This window comes from Rahnella sp. AA (assembly GCF_002834385.1).
Taxonomy (GTDB): Bacteria; Pseudomonadota; Gammaproteobacteria; order Enterobacterales; family Enterobacteriaceae; genus Rahnella.
Genome location: NZ_PITQ01000001.1, coordinates 275906 through 295462 on the forward strand (window position 1 = coordinate 275906; position 19557 = coordinate 295462).

Sequence of the window (19557 nt, forward strand, 5' to 3'; positions counted from 1 at the left end):
TGCCTTGATGCAATCCGAACGGCTTAAGGTATTTCCCGGCTTTACCTCATTTCTGAAAAGGCGGGAAACCGCCTTTCCCGCTCCCTTCGCGCATTTTCCCTGTGTTATGTTTTTGGTTATCTATACTTTTTCATTACCTCTACACACCTGGAAAACAGTTAAAAGGAAAAGCTCTGCATGTCTAAATTTTTTATGAATGACCGCAAGACTCTGATTAACGATGTGATCGAAGGGGTGATCCTGACCTCTCCCTACAAAAATCTGGCGAAGCTGGACGTTGATCCGGCAATCCGCGTGGTCGTGCGTCGCGACTGGGATAAGAAAAAAGTCGCGCTCATTTCCGGCGGCGGTTCCGGACATGAACCGGCGCACGTTGGTTTTGTCGGTAAAGGGATGCTGACGGCGGCGGTGTGCGGTGAAGTGTTTGCTTCCCCGAGCGTTGATGCGGTACTCAACGCCATTGTTGCGGTGACCGGGAAATCGGGCTGCCTGCTGATTGTCAAAAACTACACCGGCGACCGCCTCAACTTTGGTCTGGCAGCAGAAAAAGCCAAAAGCATGGGATACAACGTCGAACTGGTGATGGTGTCTGATGACATTTCCCTGCCGGATAACAAACAGCCGCGCGGCATCGCGGGCACGGCGCTGGTCCACAAGATTGCCGGTTATGCGGCTGAACAGGGCAAATCCCTGAAAGAAGTGACCAAAATTGCCCAACAGGCCATTGATGCGACAGCCAGTATCGGCGTCGCGGCAGCCGGTTGTAACCTGCCCGGTGGCGGGGAGGATGAAGAAGAACAGCGCATCGAGTCCGGTCACGTTGAGCTGGGTTTGGGCATTCACGGCGAGCCGGGCGTGTCGACCATGAAAACCCAGAACAGCAAAAAAGTGATTGATACGCTGGTTGGAAAGCTTCAGGAACATGTGAAGAAAAGCGACAAACTTGCGGTGCTGGTTAACAACCTCGGTGGCGTTTCGCCGCTGGAGATGAATCAGCTGACCAAAGAGCTGGTGCATTCCGCGCTCGGCGGTTCAATCCGTTATCTGATTGGCCCGGCGTCACTGGTCAGCGCGCTGGATATGAAAGGTTTCTCGCTTTCGGTGATTGCGCTGAAAGGTGGCATCGAAGAAGCATTACTGGCAGAGGTTGAAGCGTCCGGCTGGCAGCCGCTGGTGAAACTGGAAAAACTGGCGACCAAAAAAGGTAAGAAGATCAGCGAGAAGAAAGTCGCGAAAGCCTCGTCTAACGCCGCGGTTGGCAAAATTGTCGAAACCATCACGCAGACGCTTTCTGACCTCGAAGATGAACTGAATAAGCTGGATGCGAAAGTGGGCGACGGCGATACCGGTTCAACGTTTGCCAGCGGCGCGCGGGATATTCAGAAACAGAACAAAGGTAAAAAACTGCCGCTTAACAATGTGGCCGATCTTCTCGGCGTCATCGGCGATCGTCTGGCCGTGGTGATGGGCGGATCCAGTGGCGTACTGATGTCGATCTTCTTTACGGCGGCGGGAAAAAAAGTGGCGGAAGGCGAGAAGTTGCCGAAAGCGCTGCTGTTTGGCCTGGAGCGGATGAAACATTATGGCGGCGCCGATCTTGGCGATCGCACCATGATCGACGCGCTGCAACCTGCGCTGGAAGCATTAGGCAAAAAAGATGCGCTGAAAGGCGCCGCCAAAGCTGCGGCCAAAGGCGCAAAAGACACCGCCAGCATGAAGAAAGCCAATGCCGGTCGCTCTTCATATCTCAGCAGCAACAACCTGAAAGGCGTGAAAGATCCGGGCGCGGTCGCCGTCGAAAAAGTGTTCGAGGCACTGGCGAAGAAATAACGTTGCCATTGCGTTGAGAAGTCATAAAAACGAAAGGCCTGCGGGGAAACCGGCAGGCTTTTTTATGGTCATTATTGTGACCTTTAAGTGGCTATTTATAACGTTAGGAACATTCAGGTGTCCCTTATAAAAAACAGTTGTGACTGGTTTTAAGGTGATAATAATGACCTTTACGTGCTATAACTGTTCATTAAGGTCTCTTTAATGTCCCCTAAGTGAAGTGAGTGAAAAATGGCGAAAGTAAACTTTTACGCGATGACGGATACAGCGATTGCCAGTGAAATCGGGAAGCGTCTTGAACAGGTTCGTCTGGAAGCCAATATCCCTCAGCGCGTTATCCTTGAAGAGTTGGGTATCTCAAAAGGAAGCTACCGCAATGCACTGAAAGGAAAAGCTAAATTTGAAGTGATCATCGGAATCTTGCGCATACTGGGTAAGCTGGAAAATTTGGAAAATTTCCTGCCCCCGACACCCTTTAGCCCAATCGAGTTGCTGAAGTTAGAAGGAAAAAAAAGGCAACGCGCGGTGGCTAAAAAGTCGAACAAAACATCTGAAAATGGAGATTTAGGATGGTGAATCACTCCGTTGCCCGCGTCGAAATGTGGGGAGAACTGGTTGGCGCGTTGTCATACGACGTCGCATCTGGCCTGTGTGCTTTTCAGTTCGATGAAAGGTGGATCCGGCGAGGCATTGAAATCAGCCCGGTAAAAATGCCTCTTTCTTCTCAGGTTTATCAATTTCAGGCATTGGCTCGTGAAACCTACAAAGGTTTGCCCGGCGCATTTGCGGATACTTTACCCGATGACTTTGGGAATGCGGTTATTGATGACTGGCTGGCGAGAACCGGAAAAGATAAGGCGAGTTTTTCCGCGCTTGAGCGGCTGCTTTATACCGGGATCCGTGGCATGGGTGCGCTGGAATATCTTCCTGTCATTGAACGTGAATTAAATGAAGCCGACAGGCTGGATCTCAACAGCCTGGTTGCGATGGCGCAATCGGTGGTAAACCAACGGGCAGGGCTCGATGAGCAGCTAAATGATGACGCAGATAATGACGCGTTTACCCACATTTTGCAGGTCGGAACCTCTGCGGGCGGTGCCCGGCCAAAAGCAGTTATTGGCATCAACAAAGATCGTTCTGAAATCCGTAGCGGTCAGGTCAAACTCCCCGAAGGTTTTGAACACTATTTGCTGAAATTTGACGGTGTTGTCGAATCTTCACAGTCGAAAGAGACTTTCGGTGATCCTCAGGGATTTGGGCGTATGGAGTTTGCTTATTATCTTATGGCAAAAGCGGCCGGGATTGCGATGTCGGATTGTGAGTTGCTGCCTGACGGGGAGCGTGCGCATTTTATGACGAAACGCTTCGACAGGGACGGCAACCGTAAAATTCATTATCAGTCGCTTTGCGCAATGGATCATGCGGATTATAAGCAGCCGGGTCATTACAGCTACGAGCAATTGTTCTCACTCATGCGGGTGCTGCGTCAAAGCAAAAGTGATGCTTTAGAGTTGTATCGTCGGATGGTATTTAACATCGTCGCCCGAAATCATGATGACCACACAAAGAACTTCGGTTTTATTTTGAATGAAGATTTTCAATGGAAACTTGCTCCGGCTTTTGACATCGCTTACAGCTACAAACCGGGTTCGCCATGGGTGAATTCCCATCAGTTATCGCTGAATGGCAAGCGTGATCATTTTACGCGTGAGGATCTCCTGATCCCCGCCGCTTCTTTCAAGAAAGAAGCCAATCTGATTATTGATGAAGTCATCGAGGTTGTGAGTCAGTGGCCTGAATTCGCTAAAACAGCGGGTGTTTTTCCGGCATTTACCGCTGAAATTCAGAAAAACTTACGACTCAAAATATAGTTTCCGCATTTGAACGATGAAGGCCTGTCGGTTCCACGCAGGCCTTTTTTACACCCAAAACAAAACTGATCTAAATCAAAACTGATCTAAATCAAAACTGAGTGATTTGCCCGCCCGTCGAAATTTTAGCCCCCGTATAATTTGCGGCCAATTATTTGCCGTCGAACGAAGAACCTCACATGCCAATCAGCCTGATCCAACCCGATCGCACATTGTTTTCTTACCCTCGCTACTGGGCCGAATGCTACGGCACAGCGCCGTTTTTCCCGATGACCCGGGCGGAAATGGATGAACTTGGCTGGGACAGTTGCGATGTGATCGTGGTGACCGGCGATGCGTATGTCGACCACCCGAGTTTCGGGATGGCGATCATCGGCCGCATGCTGGAAGCGCAGGGGTTCCGCGTGGGGATCATCGCGCAGCCGGACTGGACCAATAAAGACGATTTTATGCGGCTCGGGAAGCCGAATCTGTTTTACGGCGTGACCGCCGGAAATATGGATTCGATGATCAACCGTTACACCGCTGACCGGAAATTGCGCCACGACGATGCGTACACGCCGGACAATGTCGGCGGCAAACGCCCCGATCGCGCGACGCTGGTGTACACGCAGCGCTGCAAAGAAGCCTACAGCGATGTGCCGGTTTTGCTCGGCGGTATCGAAGCCAGTTTGCGGCGTATCGCGCATTACGATTACTGGTCCGATACCGTGCGCCGTTCGGTGCTGGTGGATTCCAAAGCTGACATGCTGATTTACGGCAACGGCGAACGGCCGCTGGTGGAAGTGGCGCACCGGCTGGCGGCGGGGGAGCCGATTGCAGATATTCACGACGTGCGAAATACCGCCGTGATGCGCAAAACTGCATTGATTGGCTGGAGCGGGGTGGATTCCACGCGGCTAGATAAGCCCGGCAAAATTGAGCCAATCATGAACCCGTATGGCGAGGATTTGCCCTGCTCAGAAGGGGAACTTCCTGACCCGGACGCGCCGCAGCCGATTACCGTTCGGGCGCCGAAACCGAAGCCGTGGGAGAAAACCTACGTTCTGCTGCCGTCGTTCGAAAAAGTGAAGGGTGACAAAGTGCTGTACGCACACACCTCGCGGATTCTGCACCACGAAACCAATCCGGGCTGTGCGCGGGCGCTGATGCAAAAACACGGCGATCGCTATGTGTGGATTAATCCCCCGGCGATCCCGTTGTCCACGGAAGAAATGGATGAAGTGTTTGGCCTGCCGTTCCAGCGCGTGCCACATCCTTCTTACGGAAAATCCACGATCCCTGCGTATGACATGATTCGTTTTTCGATCAACATCATGCGTGGTTGCTACGGCGGTTGCGCGTTTTGTTCGATCACCGAACATGAAGGGCGGATCATTCAGAGCCGTTCGGAAGAGTCGATCGTGCGTGAAATCGAAGAGATCCGCGACAGCGTGCCCGGATTTACCGGCGTGATTTCCGATCTTGGTGGCCCGACGGCGAACATGTATATGTTGCGCTGCCAGTCGCCAAAAGCAGAGCAAAGCTGCCGCCGCGCGTCCTGCGTTTATCCTGAAATCTGTACGCACATGGACACCAACCATGAGCCGACCATCAATCTTTACCGCCGCACGCGCAGCCTGAAAGGCATCAAGAAAATCCTGATCGCCTCCGGCGTGCGTTACGATCTGGCGGTGGAAGATCCGCGTTATATCAAGGAGCTGGCCGAACATCACGTAGGCGGTTATCTGAAAATTGCGCCGGAGCACACCGAAACCGGGCCGTTGTCGAAAATGATGAAACCGGGAATGGGCAGTTATTACCGGTTCAAGGAGCTGTTCGACAGCTATTCCAAACAGGCCGGAAAAGAGCAGTATCTGATCCCGTATTTCATCTCCGCCCATCCGGGGACACGCACGGAAGATATGATCAATCTGGCGCTGTGGCTGAAGAAGAACCGCTTCCGGCTGGATCAGGTGCAGAACTTCTATCCGTCACCGCTCGCCAGCGCGACTACCATGTATTACAGCGGCAAAAATCCGCTCGGCAAGGTGGATTACAAAAGTGAGGACGTGGTGGTGCCGAAAGGCGATCGTCAGCGCCGGTTGCATAAAGCGTTGCTGCGCTATCACGATCCGGTGAACTGGCCGGTGATACGCGAAGCGCTGACAGCGATGGGCATGCGCCGCCTGATCGGCATCCGGCCGGATTGCCTGGTGCCGCCGGACGGCTTTGATCCGAAATTTACGCCATCACGTTCCGGGAAAGACAAACCGGCTGCGACGCGTTTCACCGGATCCAAAGCGCAAAATCCGGCGACAGGAAAAGGCAAACCTACAGAATTCCGTGCAGGTAAAAAACCGGCGGCGGCCAGACCGGCTCAGGGTAAAAACGGTCAGTCCACCGCGCAGGGAAAAAGCGGGGAACAGCGGGTTAATCGAGGTAAAAGACCGGCTTAAGATCGCTGCTGATCGGGCTGTTATCGGCATTGGCAGGCATCACGTCTGCCATATGTTTCCACCATTGCTGGCAGATTTCTGTCTTCGCCACGGCGTTCCATCTTTCTTCTGATTCAATCTCCACATACCCGAACAGCAAATTGCGTTTTTCATCCAGAAAAATGCTGTAGTGGTGAGCGCCGTGCGCCTTCAGGGTCTCCGCCAGTTCAGGCCAGATCGGCGAATGCCGCCGCTGATATTCCGCATGCGCATTCGGGTTGACCTGCATAACGAAGGATTTACGGATCATTTAAATTCTCCTGGTTTGGTTTTCTCCTCCCCTGCAAAGGGGGGGAGAAAAGAAGTCACATCGCTTTCATGTAAAGCTCGCGGACTTCTTCGCGCGTTGCGGTTCTCGGATTGCACGGCGCGCAAGGGTCAGCCAGCGCTTTGTCGAGCCAGCCTTCGACATCCGCTTCAACAATGCCTAATGCTTTGAATCCGGAAGGGATCCCCACTCTCGCCGACAAATCACGGATCGCTTTAATCGCCGCCACGCTGGCCTGCGTTTCGCTGATACCCTGCGTATTCACACCCATGGCGCGTGCGATATCCGCAAAACGGTGAGGTGCGGAAGCGCGGTTAAATTCTTCCACGACCGGCAGCAGAATGGCATTGCAGACGCCGTGCGGCAGGTTGTGCGTTGCGCCCGGCTGATGCGCCAGCGCATGCACCAACCCCAGCCCGGCGCTGTTAAATGCCATTCCGGCCAGATATTGTCCCTGCGCCATTTTCTCACGCGCTTCAAGATTATCGCCATGATCCACCGCTTCCGGCAGCCATCGGGTAATGGTTGAGATTGCCGCCAGCGCCGTCGGATCGGTCAGCGGATGTGCGCCGACAGAAACATAAGCTTCGATGGCGTGCGTCAGGGCGTCCATCCCGGTGGCCGCGGTGACGTCAGCGGGGATCTTCAGCATAATTGACGGATCGTCTACCGCGATATCCGGGATCAGATTCGCATCAATGATGACTTCTTTTACCTGACGCTGGCTGTCGATGATCACCGCGTTACTGGTGAGTTCCGCAGCCGTACCGGCGGTGGTGTTGACCGCCACCAGAAATACGCCCGGTTTAGTCACTTTGCCGACGCCTGAATAAATCGTCACCGGCCCCGGATTGGCCGTCAGAATTTTGATGCCTTTAGCGGTATCAATCGGGCTGCCGCCGCCGAAACCAATCAGGTAATCACAGTGATTTTCCTGATACTGGCGGAAACCTTCGTCGACGTGCGCGGAAGTCGGATTGGGCACCACGCCGCCGTATAACGCATACGGCAGTCCGGCTGTTTTCAGTGCGGAGAACAGGCCATCGAGCAGACCTAACTCGACCAGCTGACCGTCTGTGACGATCAGCGCTTTGCCTGGTTGTTTTGTCGCCAGCATCGCAACCATATCGCTGATCGCGCCCTGGCCGTGGAGGCTGATTTTTGGTAAAGCCAGCATGAAACTCATAAAAGTCCCTCTCATATTTTATTTAAAATCAATATCCTGACCGCGCGGCTCCTGATCTGCGCCGGTCCCGGCGACAGGAAACTTTCCGTAGTTTCTGTGCCGGGTTTTTAATAGGCTGGAGCCTTGATTGCCGGTTCAGGCTTTTAAAGCGGCCTCAAAAGGTGTGACGTCGAAACGCTTAGCCAGCGCAATCAGCTCGTCGGTTTGGATCGTCTGTTTCATCCCACCCATCGAAATCACTTTCACCAGGATTTCCGCTGATTTTTCAGCGGTGTCGATCAGACCAAAGGCGTCATCGAGCGTCGGGCCGCAGCCGAAGATCCCGTGGAAGGCCCACAGCACCAGGCTGTGATGTTGCATCCGGTCGGAGGTGGCTGCGCCAATGCCGTCGGTGCCCGGCACCATCCACGGCACGATGCCGACGCCGTCCGGGAACACCACCAGGCATTCGGTGCTGCATTCCCACAGCTTACGGGTGATTTTCGCGCTGTCGGGTTCGAGCACGTAGGTCAGTGCGATCAGGTTGGTGGCGTGGCAGTGCATGATCACGCGATCCTGCCCGTGAGTGACGCGTTTACGCACGGCGTGAGATTGCAGATGCGATGCCAGTTCAGACGTCGGCAGGCCGCCCGCAGTCAGGCCCCAGAGGATTTTGTAGCTGGTGCCCTTGTCATCGAGCTGGATCACGGTCAGCGCTTCGGAAGGCGCGAGCTGCACGTTGCGGAAAAATTTGCCGGAGCCGGTCACAATGAAATATTCATTGGCCAGATCCGGCGCGTGCTGGGTCAGTTCAACCTGACGCGGCTGGGCATAAAAATCGTTTTTGTACGGTGCCACGTCTTCCGGCAGCAGACGCATACTGACGTTGCCGCCGTTGCGCTCGTCCCAACCTTTCAGCCACATATCGGTGGTCGCTTTGACCATGCCCTGTACAAACCACGCGCTAAATAATGTCTTCATCGGTTATTTCCTGCAGATAAGGTGAATGCTTTTAAGCCATAAATTCTCAGATAATCAGCGTTTTGCCAGCACGCTGGTTTCGTAATGACGAACGGTATCCAGCCACTGACCGCCGACCGGTACGTCGTGACGCTGGCAATACATGTCCCAGACGGCCTGCCACGGCAGCGATTTTTGTTCTTCCAGCAGGGCCAGGCGGGCGGTGTAATCACCTTCGACTTCCAGCTTTTTCAGCAGGTCAGTCGGTTCCAGCAGCGCTTTCAATAAGGCTTTTTTCATGTTGCGCGTGCCGATAACCCAGGCGGCAATGCGGTTGATGGAGGCGTCGAAGAAATCCAGCCCGATGTGCACGCGGCTGAACAGGTTATGGCGCACGATTTCGCTGGCGATGGCCTGCGTTTCGTCGTCCAGCAGCACCACGTGGTCGCTGTCCCAGCGCACCGGACGGCTGACGTGCAGCAGCAGGCGCGGCACATACAACATGGCGGCCGAGATTTTGTCGGAGATCACTTCTGTCGGATGGAAATGCCCGGCATCGAGGCACAACGCGGTGCCACGGCTGGCGGCGTAACCCAGATAGAATTCGTTGGAGCCGACGGTGTAGCTTTCAGAGCCGATGCCGAACAGTTTGCTTTCGACAGCGTCGATGTGTTCGGTGATATCAAACTTCTCGGCAATCACTTCGTCGAGCGCACTCATCAGGCGCTGGCGCGGTGCCAGACGATCCACGGTGACATCTTTCATGCCGTCCGGAACCCAGATGTTCATGACGGAAGGCGTGCCCAGCGCACGGCCAAAGGAGGCGGAAACGCGGCGGCTGGCCTGACAATGTTCAATCCAGAACTGGCGGATTTCCGGATTGGCGCTGGAGAGCGTGAAGCCGTCTGCACTCATCGGATGCGAGAAACAGGACGGGTTAAAATCCAGCCCCAGTTTGTTTTTCTTCGCCCAGTCGACCCAGCCGGTGAAATGCTTCGGTTCGATTTCATTGCGCGGAACCGGTTTATCGGATTCCAGATAAATAGCATGCAGATTCAGACGATTAGGGCCGGGAATCATTGAGATCGCCAGTTCTAAATCCGCCCGCAACTGCTGTGCATTTCGCGCTTTGCCCGGATAATTACCGGTGGCCTGAATACCGCCGGTCAGCCCGCCTTCCGGATTTTCAAAACCTGCGACGTCATCCCCCTGCCAGCAATGAATGGAAACCGGCAGGGTATCGAGTTGTTTGATTGCGGCTTCGGCATCAATGCCCAACTGGGCAAAACGTTCTTTGGCAAGCGTCCATGCGTTGTCGATAGATGAAGTCATACTGCGAGCTCCTCATTGGCGTGACAGAGCGCCTGGAAACGGCGCCAGTGAATTGAGAGATCCTCGTGAATACGGGGAATGTAATGGCGTTGCTCAAAGTTCGTCGCCACAATGCGACGAAATTCGGCGGCATTTTTTACGGCATCAAGGGCCATCAGCTGGCAGCCGATATTGCCGAGCGTTGAAGCTTCTACCGGGCCTGCGCTGACGCTGAGCTGGCAGACATCGGCACAAAGCTGGTTCAGGAACTGGTTCTGGCTGCCACCGCCGACGATGTGAATATCTTCCAGCGGCATACCTTGTAAATCAGCAAGTTGTAATGCAATTTTGCGGTACTGCATGGCAAGGCTATCGAAAATACAGCGCGCCAGTTCAGCCGGTGACTCCGGAACAGGTTCGCCAGCCTGCCGGCAGGCCTCGCGAATGGCATCGACCATTGAAGGTGGGTTAATAAAGCGGTCTTCGTTCGGGTTAATCAGATAAGTGAACGGTGTGATGTTTTTGGCCAGCGTGATTAATGAAGGTAAATCCTGAATGTTCAGTTCGCGACAGACCCGCTGAAACAGCCACATGCCCATGATATTTCGCAACACCCGATAGCTGCCGTTAATGCCGCCTTCATTGGTGATGTTGTCGCGCAAAGCCTGCTGATGATTGAATGCTTTGGGGCTTTCTATGCCCATCAGCGACCAGGTACCGGAGCTGAGATAGGCGCTGCGTGAACCGGTCAGCGGGGCAGCAACTACCGCACTGGCGGTATCATGCGTCGCCACGCTGAACACCGGCACACTGCGGCCACGCGGGCTTTTCCACATGCCCGGTGAGTTCCCCGGTTGCGTGGGTTTTTGTAACCAGTGGCGGGGAACTCCCGCCAGTTGCAGTAAATCTTCATCCCAGTCGCCGGTGGCGAGATTGAGCATTTGCGTAGTGCTGGCGTTGGTATACTCGCAATTGAGCTTGCCGGTGAGACGGTATAGGAAGTAATCCGGGATCATCAGCAAATGCGCGACGTTACTGATGGCCTCGGGTTGCTGCTCAGTCAGCGCCCGCAGCTGATACAGCGTATTGAACGGCATGAACTGGATGCCGGTTTTTTGATAAATATGCTCGCGGCCAAACAGATGCTCCATCCGCGACATCACGCCGTCGGTACGGTTGTCGCGATACGCGACCGGTAAACCGACGCGCTGCCCCTGATCATCAAGCAGGACGAAATCCACCCCCCAGGTGTCAATACCGATACCATCAAGCTGAACGCCGGAAGCATCAAGGCGGTTCAGCCCTTCGAGAATGTGTTTCTCCAGCGCATCGAGATCCCAGGTTTCGTGACCGTCAACGTGCGTCAGGTTATTAGGAAAACGGTGAATTTCTTTTAGCGTCAGCGTCGCAGCCGGGTTTGGATCCTGGCGGGTAAACGTCGCCAGCATCACCCGGCCGCTGGAAGCACCGAGGTCAATAGCGGCAAGATGGTGAGTTCTCATAGCGGCCATTCCTTATTGAATATAGGGCCAGTGTAGGGGAGGCATTCCGGAGGCACCTTCCGGTGATTGCCACCGGCTTTGGCGCGATGGCAGCATTAAAAAGGTAGATGCGAGGCAGATCACAGATCGCTACAAAGCAGAGACAGACGGGGTTTTGCGACGTGCAGGAAACACGGGATATATGATTGTGATCTTCGCCGCAGATCAGGATCACGACCAGGGCAATCTTAAAAAAATGACCGTTTATGACGTTTTTAACGCCGTAGTTTGAAGGTAAGAACGCAGCGCTAAGGGTAGGGTTGTTTTCTGAAGCATTAAGATTTTCTGAACCGGAGGCAATAGATGACGTTACTGAAGGGTGATGATTATTTTGCGGCACCTGAGCTGACTGTGACGGTTGAGCGGCGTCTTCCGCAAGACGTATTCCCGGAGCACTACCATGATTTCCACGAGATTATGTTGGTGGAAAGCGGGTCGGGCGTGCACATATTTAATGACAATCCTTATACCCTGACTACCGGGACGGTGTGTTTTGTGCGCGCCAGCGATCACCATCTGTTTGAAAATGTGGATAATCTTCGGCTGACTAACGTGCTTTTTCGTTCGCCGAAAGCCTTTCGCTTTATTCAGGATGTTGGCCATTTTCTGCCGCAGGACCACCATTATCAGTCGCAAATCCACTGGCAGCTCAGCCCGTGCGTGCAGCATCAGGTTCAGAATTGTATTTCACAGCTGGAAGCGCTGCCCGCCAGCGTGGAAATGGAAAATATCGCCACGCGCGAAAGCCTGTTTTTACAGTTGCTGATACTGCTCTACCAGGACTGTTTCCAGCCACAATTGCGAGATACATCGGAAAACAAGGTTAACCAACTTTTGCAATGGCTCCAGTCACATTACAGTGAGGACGTTAACTGGACCGAAGCGGCAGAACGCTTCTCGCTGGCGCTGCGAACGCTGCACCGGCAGATGAAGCATTCCACCGGCATGACGCCGCAGCGTTATCTCAACCGTTTGCGATTGTTAGAAGCGCGCCGGCGTTTGCATCATAGCGATCAAAGCATTACGGATATCGCTTATGCCTGCGGGTTCAGCGACAGTAACCATTTCTCGACACAGTTCCGCCGGGAATTTTCGGTGTCGCCAAAACTCATGCGCGATCAGTTGCGTTAAGCGGCACTTCTCGCGGTTCAGTTTCTTCATCTGAGCCGCCTCGTTTATTTTGCCGCCGGACGGGTTTGATATTGCCGCTATGTCATTGAGACTGAATAAGAATGACTTCTTTCTGACCGCGATGAATTCGGTGGTTGTTGCTGAACGCCATCCTCAGGCGGATTTCCCGAGCCATGATCACGACTTTGATGAACTGGTCATTGTCTGGCGTGGAAATGGTTTGCATATCTGGAACGACATTCCTTATCCCATCACCTGTGGTGACTTGTTTTATATCAATTCAAAAGACCGTCATAGCTATGAGTCCGTCAATGAACTGGCACTGGATAACGTGCTCTTTTGCCGCGAGCGTCTCGGGCTGGTCGCGGACTGGGCGCAACTGCTGCCGGGGGGAGATGTCAGCCAGGAGCAACGTTACTGGCGGCTGAGTACGCTGGGAATGTCTGTTTTGCGCGATAAAGTGGATGAACTGGCAAAAGAGTGTATGAAGTCCGAACCGTTGTCGGTGCAGCTGAGCGAAGCGCTGCTGATGCAACTCGCATTGCTGCTGTTGCGTTTCCGGCACCGGCCTGACAGTGGCGTTTTGCCCGATGCCCATCAGCTGGATTTATTGCTGATGGCGCTGCGGGCAAGTATTGCCACACCTTTTCATCTGGAGACGTTTTGCCAGCAGCATCTGCTTAATCCGCGCGTTTTACGCTCACTTTTCAAGCAATATACTGGCATGAGTGTGACGCATTATTTGCGCCAGCTGAGGCTTTGCAGGGCAATGAGTTTACTGCGCTATGGCAATATGACGATCAGTGACGTGGCGGCGGAGTGCGGTTTTGACGACAGTAACTATTTTTCAGTGGTGTTCAGCCGCGCCTGCGGAGTCTCGCCGCGTGATTACCGCCAGCGTTTCACCGGCCAGATAGGGAAAATTTCTGTCTCCGTGACGACGGCAGGGTAAGCCCTGCCGCCATTGGCGAAATGTGCCAGATTACAGAGCCATCCCCATGCCAACGATATTGGCAGCCAGAATAATCACCAGTGCACCCATGCAGAGAATGCGTACCGGTTTTCTGCCGACGCACGCCCATTCTTTCAGAACCAGGCCGATGATCCCGCCGCACAGCACGTAGAAACTCATGTGCAGCATCCAGCTCATGTAGTCGTATTCGATGGGAATGCTCGCGTGTCCCCAGGCGTAGAAGAAGAACTGCAGATACCACATGGTGCCGCCCATGATGGAGAACAGGATATTGGTCAGCATCAGGGATTTCGCCACGGACATATCTGCCCTGAGTGAGATATTTTTTCGCATCGCGAGGCGGATGAAACAAAAACCGAGATTGACGATAGCGCCGCCGCCCATGATCACTACATAGCTTGGCAATGCGACGTACAGCGGGTCGATACCCAGCGCGCGTGCCGCTTCATGCATCGGTACCGCTGCGCTCATCGCAAATGACATCCCGGCGGAGAAAATCCCGCACATCACCGCCAGAATCAGCCCTTTTTTCAGGTTAAATTCTTCCGCTTTAATCCCCAGCGCTTTTTCTTTCAGATACCCGGCGTAACTGACTATCGCCACGCCAATCACTGCGACCAGCACGCCGAGCAGCGTTAACCGGCCACCGGCAGTGCCGAACAACATACCGATTTTCCCCTGCAGGACGGGTGTCATCAGCGTGCCGATAATCAGCGTTATCCCGATAGCAATGCCTATCCCCAGTGACATGCCGAGGTAGCGCATCGTTAATCCGTAATTGATATTCCCGATCCCCCACATCGCGCCAAACAGGAAAACCGGCAGCAGGGTCGCAACGCTGAATGAGCCGTAATAGGCCCAGAAATCAGGCAGAAGCACGTAGCTCACCGCCCACGGTAAAATAATCCAGGAAAAGAACCCGCCAAGCGACCACATGGTTTCCCACGACCACTTTTTAACTTGTTTGAATGGTGCATAGAAGCATGCTGCGCTGGCGGCCCCTATCAGGTGCCAGATAATCCCTAAAACTATCGAACTGTTCATGTACTGAACCTTTTGTAATGTAGAGAAACAGACGGTGATGAAGGCGGTCAAAGCGCTGCCATTGCCACGAGAGTCACGGGCATGGCTGCGGGTGGGCGGTAGTGTAAGAAGTGTCCGATAGGGGAGCCTTCCGGTCAGTGCCACGGTGAAAAAAGCGCTGGCACTCGCCGGAAGATAGAGGTGAGGCAGTTCACAGAATTAGAAATGGGGTGAATAATGACGTTAAAACAATAAAGTAGAGTGCTCTGAACGGGCGGATGGTTACCTGCCGGAGCCACAAAAGGAGAGGTAAGGAGGAATGAATACGTCTTTAGGATTTTCTTTACATATGATTATTTCTGACAGGGTCCACGGCGTAATGGTTTATTTCAGCATACAGGGCGGGCGGGGAGGTAACATCAATAAGTCACATTGGGTCAGTTAAACGGATTGTTTAACTTTCAGCCGGATCTATTCATCAGGCTGAAAATTGAATGATTATGCAATGATAATGAATGTGCGGTCTTTATTGGCGAATATTTATAGAATATAAGAATATGGCTAGCAAAAATAATAACAATTATTGTGTTGCTATTGACGCCACGTTTAAACAATCAGGCTAGTTTTTCCTTGATAGTTTCCTGAATGTCTCTGCTCTCTTCCCAGGCGTAAAATATCTTATTGCGGCCACTGTTTTTGGCGTTATAGAGTGAGGTATCGGCTTTACCTAAAGCCCGAATAAAATCGCCTTCTTCTAACGCGGCCAGGCCGGCACTCACCGTCACATGGGTTGAGACCTCAGCATTAAACAAATGTGGGATATTCAGCCCCAGGACCTTATTTTGGATCCGCTCTGCCATACGGATTGCGTGTTCCTGTTTGACGTTGGACATCAGCACCAGAAACTCTTCTCCGCCGTAGCGTACGACGACATCCCGTGAACGCACGGCATCGCGGATAGCGGCAGAAACACGGACCAGAGCCTGGTCCCCCATGCTGTGCCCGTAGTTATCGTTGTACGCTTTAAAATGGTCAATATCGAGCAGCATGACGTAGTGGCCCGATGCCTGATTAAACAGTGTTTCCAGCTTATTTTGCAGTCCACGGCGATTGTACAAACCTGTCAGTGGATCCAGCATGCTGAGGTCACTGAATTTTTCCCGTTCACTGTAAAGATTGGAGACCATTCTGCGTGTGAATTCATCGCTGCGCCTGAGCATCAGGTGATGCAGCCACAGCCCAATCAGTGGCAGGGAGACCGTAAACAGGATGCGCCCGACGTGTTGAAAATCGTCCAGGAAGATGACGCAAAGAGTAGAAGGTACTGCATGGAGGCAAAAAGCCAGAAAATTGTCCGACAAAGCGATAGCGCTGATAAAGAATATACTGAGCAAACTGACTAACAGATAATTTTTATCTGTATGCCCGACTTCTTCAAACCGTAATGCAATTTGCCAGGCCCATAACAGGCCAACAATGACAGAACACATATTCAGATAGGCTGAGTAATTTTTCTTACTAAAAAAAGAAAATATCAACCCTGCACAGCAAAGTACAAAAATCAGTACCAATGGAAGCGGGGTCGGTGCCGCATTTTCAGGAGGATAAACCATAGAAAATATTGCTGTGGCACTATTTAAAAAAAAGAATAGCAACATCGCCAGCCGATGTTTGCTTTTCAGCAGCTCATCATAGGAATGAGATATCATCAAATTTACTCTATTTAGCGTGTGTTGGTCTGAATAGATAAAGTGTCTTATCGCCCTATACCGCGTCATTATTTCATGCAGGCAGGCTAATAGTTTTAATATGCAATTATTAGAATGCAATAAATATCATTTTTATAGTAACGATTTTCGTCGATGCCGCTTTTAACTAATTTGGTTTAACGGCATTAAAATTAGCACTTTTGTACACGGGTGTCACCCAAACGAAGGGCATGCCAGCAAATAGGTGGTAAATGAGAAAAAATCCTATATGATATTGGTTCTCATTATCAATGTTTGGAGCAAGGTTATGATACCGGCGATTGTCATAGCATGTGGGATCTGGGCAGTTGTCGCGGTGTTGGGCAAGCGACTGACCAGCGGTTGGGGCGTTTTGTTACCTTGCGCACTGATGCCTTTGCTGGCGCTGGCTCATTTGACGCCCGATCAGCTTCGGATGCTGGTTGTCGTTGCAATGCTGGTGACGCTGGGGATGCTGTTCCACCGGACATTACGCCATTACATGTTGCTGCCATCGTTCATGGCGCTGGCAGGTAGCCTTGCTGCGGTAACGTTGAATTTTAGCGTGTTGTAAAAAAAGGAAATTCGGAGATGAAGAACAAAAGGCAGAACAAAGCTGTCGGGCTTTTTTACTTTTTGAGATTAAAAGAGGTCACACAGGAAGAAAAAGCTGGGGATCAGAATCATGTGGTGCGAAGAGAGGGACTTGAACCCTCACGTCCGTAAGAACACTAACACCTGAAGCTAGCGCGTCTACCAATTCCGCCACCTTCGCACAGATGATTTCTGCTTACTGCTGATTTGATTCATATCACCGGAGTGGTGCGAAGGGAGGGACTCGAACCCTCACATCCGAAGGACACTAACACCTGAAGCTAGCGCGTCTACCAATTCCGCCACCATCGCGTACCGTGCCGTGCAATATAAATCTCGTGATTGTATTGGTGCGAAGGGAGGGACTCGAACCCTCACATCCAAAGGACACTAACACCTGAAGCTAGCGCGTCTACCAATTCCGCCACCATCGCGTTCCAATTGATTACTGCGTTGATGTCTTCATAAGAATGTCATCAGCGAGTAACACAACCACGGAGGCGAATTCTAGAGATTTTACCGGGTGCGTCAACAGTTATTTCCCCCATTGCCGACGTTTGATGTAAAAAACAGCGTAATCGCTGCGAATGAGTGAGTGTGACGGCGTGTCATCCGGTTAATTGGTGGTTTAATAAACGATTTTTCCCTGAACCTGCCCCCCGGTCGCAAACGTTTCCGGCGTGGAAAACAGCTCAATCAGCCAGTCCAGCAGCACGCGGACTCTCGGTGCCAGGAAGCGGCCAGGCGGATACATGATGTATAGCGGCATCGGCGGTGGCAGATGCTGGTGCAATACTTCCACTAATTCGCCTTGTGCCAGTTCCTGAGCCATTGCCAGCTCCGACGCCTGAATCAGGCCAAATCCTGCTTTTGCGGCGGCGAGATAGGCGTCGGCACCGCTGACAGTCAGCGTGCTGGTCAGCGGTATTTTTTCAATCCTGCCGTCAGCCACAAATTCCAGATGCGAATCCGCCCGCTGGTGCGCGAAAAAATAGCCGACGGTCTGATGATGTATGAGATTGGCCGGCGTCTCCGGAGTACCAAATTTCGCCAGATATTCCGGCGACGCGCAGGTGATTTGTTTCATATCTGCCAGATGGCGCGACTGTAAGTTTTCATCTTCCGAAGGCCAGGCACGCAAAACACAATCCACCCCCTGATCGAGCAAATTGATGGCGTTGTCATTGGCGCTGACGATCAGGGTTACCTGCGGATAACGCTGATAAAACGCTTGTAACGCGGGGATCACCATCACGCGTGCCAGCGAGTGGGGCATGTCTATCCGGACAGTGCCTGCGGGCTGATTTTTATGATGCGCAAAAAGCGAATCAGCTTCTTCCAGCGCCGAGAGCAGTTGCAGGCAACGCTGATAATAGATCTTACCTTCATCGGTAATTTTTACCTGTCGTGTGGTGCGTAAAAACAGGCGGACGCCCAGCCGTTGTTCCAGCCGTTTAAGGGTGGTACTGACCGTTGCGCGAGGCAAATTGAGGTCTTCTGCTGCCCGGCTGAAACTTTCCAATTCCGCAATGCGAATGAAAATTTTCATCGCCTGTATCTGATCCATGTCGTTTCCAGTGATTGTTTGCGATTTTTGAACAGTGTTGCACGTTTTCGCTGATTTATCTTTCCGGGCATAACAACCAAACTTCATTTCGTCACTTCTCCCTTTACGTCACAAGGAACAACCAATGAAACAACGTCAACTGGGTAAAAAGGGTCCGAGTGTTTCGGCACTCGGTTTGGGCTGCATGGGTATGAGCGATTTCTACACCACCGGGCAGGATGAAAAAGAGTCGATGGCGACGCTGGAACGCGCGCTGGATCTGGGCGTCACGATGTTTGATACCGCCGACGTCTACGGGCCGCATACCAATGAAGAGCTGCTGGGGCGTTTCCTGAAAGGGCGTCGCGATAAAGTTTTCCTGGCCACCAAATTCGGCATCGTGCGTGACCTGGCAGACCCGCACGCACGTGCAACCAACGGTCATCCGGATTATGTCCGTCAGTCCGTCGAAGGCAGCCTGAAACGTCTGGGGACGGATGTTATCGATCTTTATTATCAGCACCGCCCGGATCCGTCGGTTCCCGTTGAGGAAACCATGGGCGCGCTGGCAGATCTGGTTCAGGAAGGGAAGATCCGTTACATCGGGCTGAGCGAAGTGCCTGTCAGCCTTCTGGAGCGTGCGCACAAAGTACATCCTGTCACCGCGCTGCAAACTGAATATTCGCTGTGGTCACGCGATGTGGAAACGGAGATTTTGCCGGCATGTGAACGTCTCGGGATTGGCTTTGTGCCATACAGCCCGCTGGGACGCGGTTTCCTGACCGGACAAATCCGTTCATTGGACGATCTTGAGCCTGACGATTACCGTCGCTTCAGCCCGCGTTTCGAAGGTGAAAACTTTGCGAAGAATCTGCAACTGGCGGAGAAAATCGGTGAGCTGGCGCAGGAAAAAGGGGTAAAACCGTCACAACTGGCGCTGGCATGGGTACTCTCGCGTAACGATAATCTGGTGCCAATCCCTGGCACCAAACGTCGTCATTATCTTGAGGAAAACATCGCCGCGCTTGATGTCTCCCTGAGTGAAGCCGAAATCGCGGCGATCGAAGCAGTGTTCCCTTTCCGCGTGGCTGCGGGGGACCGCTACAACGCAGAAATGATGCGTATCCTCAGTGCGTGACT

Annotated in this window: 16 protein-coding genes and 3 tRNA genes; 8 read left to right on the plus strand and 11 right to left on the minus strand. The window is 52.7% G+C overall.

From position 1 onward, the window contains the following. Positions 1 to 177 precede the first annotated feature (177 nt). The 4 genes from CWS43_RS01255 to CWS43_RS01270 all read left to right on the plus strand — a co-directional run bounded on the left by CWS43_RS01255 (position 178) and on the right by CWS43_RS01270 (position 6139). Positions 178 to 1830, plus strand: a complete 1653-nt coding sequence (locus tag CWS43_RS01255; protein WP_101075056.1) for a dihydroxyacetone kinase subunit DhaK — start codon at positions 178 to 180, stop codon at positions 1828 to 1830. Positions 1831 to 2061: 231 nt separating this feature from the next. Beyond that, positions 2062 to 2406, plus strand: a complete 345-nt coding sequence (locus CWS43_RS01260; RefSeq protein ID WP_101075057.1) for an XRE family transcriptional regulator — start codon at positions 2062 to 2064, stop codon at positions 2404 to 2406. Beyond that, on the plus strand, positions 2400 to 3701 hold the full coding sequence (locus tag CWS43_RS01265) for a type II toxin-antitoxin system HipA family toxin (RefSeq protein ID WP_101075058.1): 1302 nt from the start codon (positions 2400 to 2402) through the stop codon (positions 3699 to 3701). The genes CWS43_RS01260 and CWS43_RS01265 overlap by 7 nt, the downstream gene beginning before the upstream one ends. Positions 3702 to 3880: 179 nt before the next feature. Then, a complete protein-coding gene (locus tag CWS43_RS01270) occupies positions 3881 to 6139 on the plus strand; it encodes a YgiQ family radical SAM protein (RefSeq protein ID WP_101075059.1) in 2259 nt (752 codons plus the stop codon). Here CWS43_RS01270 and rhaM read toward each other — a convergent pair. The 5 genes from rhaM to rhaB form a co-directional block, all read right to left on the minus strand. Then, complete coding sequence (gene rhaM, locus CWS43_RS01275; RefSeq protein ID WP_101075060.1) at positions 6114 to 6428, minus strand: L-rhamnose mutarotase; 315 nt, start codon at positions 6426 to 6428, stop codon at positions 6114 to 6116. The two genes, CWS43_RS01270 and rhaM, sit on opposite strands and share 26 nt — an antisense overlap. Positions 6429 to 6483: 55 nt before the next feature. After that, on the minus strand, positions 6484 to 7632 hold the full coding sequence (fucO, locus tag CWS43_RS01280) for a lactaldehyde reductase (protein WP_101075061.1): 1149 nt from the start codon (positions 7630 to 7632) through the stop codon (positions 6484 to 6486). A 135-nt stretch (positions 7633 to 7767) separates the two neighbouring features. Further along, positions 7768 to 8592 carry a rhamnulose-1-phosphate aldolase gene (rhaD, locus tag CWS43_RS01285; protein ID WP_101075062.1) on the minus strand — a complete coding sequence of 275 codons (825 nt, stop codon included), beginning with the start codon at positions 8590 to 8592 and terminating at the stop codon, positions 7768 to 7770. 54 nt (positions 8593 to 8646) lie between these two features. Further along, a complete protein-coding gene (locus CWS43_RS01290) occupies positions 8647 to 9903 on the minus strand; it encodes an L-rhamnose isomerase (RefSeq protein WP_101075063.1) in 1257 nt (418 codons plus the stop codon). Continuing rightward, positions 9900 to 11384, minus strand: a complete 1485-nt coding sequence (gene rhaB, locus CWS43_RS01295) for a rhamnulokinase (RefSeq protein ID WP_101075064.1) — start codon at positions 11382 to 11384, stop codon at positions 9900 to 9902. The genes CWS43_RS01290 and rhaB overlap by 4 nt, the downstream gene beginning before the upstream one ends. 342 nt (positions 11385 to 11726) lie before the next feature. Between rhaB and rhaS the strand changes: the two genes are divergently transcribed. Together rhaS and rhaR are read left to right on the plus strand one after the other, a co-directional pair. Beyond that, positions 11727 to 12554, plus strand: a complete 828-nt coding sequence (gene rhaS / locus CWS43_RS01300; protein ID WP_101075065.1) for an HTH-type transcriptional activator RhaS — start codon at positions 11727 to 11729, stop codon at positions 12552 to 12554. A 79-nt stretch (positions 12555 to 12633) separates the two neighbouring features. After that, complete coding sequence (rhaR, locus tag CWS43_RS01305; protein WP_101075066.1) at positions 12634 to 13506, plus strand: HTH-type transcriptional activator RhaR; 873 nt, start codon at positions 12634 to 12636, stop codon at positions 13504 to 13506. 30 nt (positions 13507 to 13536) lie between these two features. Here rhaR and rhaT read toward each other — a convergent pair whose 3' ends face one another. Together rhaT and CWS43_RS01315 are read right to left on the minus strand one after the other, a co-directional pair. Beyond that, positions 13537 to 14571, minus strand: a complete 1035-nt coding sequence (gene rhaT / locus CWS43_RS01310) for an L-rhamnose/proton symporter RhaT (RefSeq protein WP_101075067.1) — start codon at positions 14569 to 14571, stop codon at positions 13537 to 13539. Positions 14572 to 15164: 593 nt separating this feature from the next. Further along, the gene (locus CWS43_RS01315) at positions 15165 to 16259 is read right to left on the minus strand and encodes a diguanylate cyclase (RefSeq protein ID WP_101075068.1); all 1095 of its coding nucleotides are present in this window, start codon (positions 16257 to 16259) and stop codon (positions 15165 to 15167) included. Between the two features lie 307 nt (positions 16260 to 16566). Here CWS43_RS01315 and CWS43_RS01320 point away from each other — a divergent pair, with 307 nt between their 5' ends. After that, positions 16567 to 16851: a DUF1435 domain-containing protein gene (locus tag CWS43_RS01320; RefSeq protein ID WP_101075765.1), complete on the plus strand. Its 285-nt coding sequence runs from the start codon at positions 16567 to 16569 to the stop codon at positions 16849 to 16851. 114 nt (positions 16852 to 16965) lie between these two features. Here the strand turns inward: CWS43_RS01320 and CWS43_RS01325 are convergent. From CWS43_RS01325 to CWS43_RS01340, 4 genes are all read right to left on the minus strand, one after another. Then, positions 16966 to 17052, minus strand: a tRNA-Leu gene (locus tag CWS43_RS01325). Between the two features lie 45 nt (positions 17053 to 17097). Then, positions 17098 to 17183, minus strand: a tRNA-Leu gene (locus CWS43_RS01330). Positions 17184 to 17219: 36 nt separating this feature from the next. Further along, a tRNA-Leu gene (locus tag CWS43_RS01335) sits at positions 17220 to 17305 on the minus strand. Positions 17306 to 17499: 194 nt separating this feature from the next. Further along, complete coding sequence (locus tag CWS43_RS01340) at positions 17500 to 18438, minus strand: LysR family transcriptional regulator (RefSeq protein WP_101075069.1); 939 nt, start codon at positions 18436 to 18438, stop codon at positions 17500 to 17502. 124 nt (positions 18439 to 18562) lie between these two features. Between CWS43_RS01340 and CWS43_RS01345 the strand changes: the two genes are divergently transcribed. Further along, positions 18563 to 19555, plus strand: coding sequence for an aldo/keto reductase (locus tag CWS43_RS01345; protein ID WP_101075070.1), 993 nt, complete (start codon positions 18563 to 18565; stop codon positions 19553 to 19555). Positions 19556 to 19557: the final 2 nt, after the last annotated feature.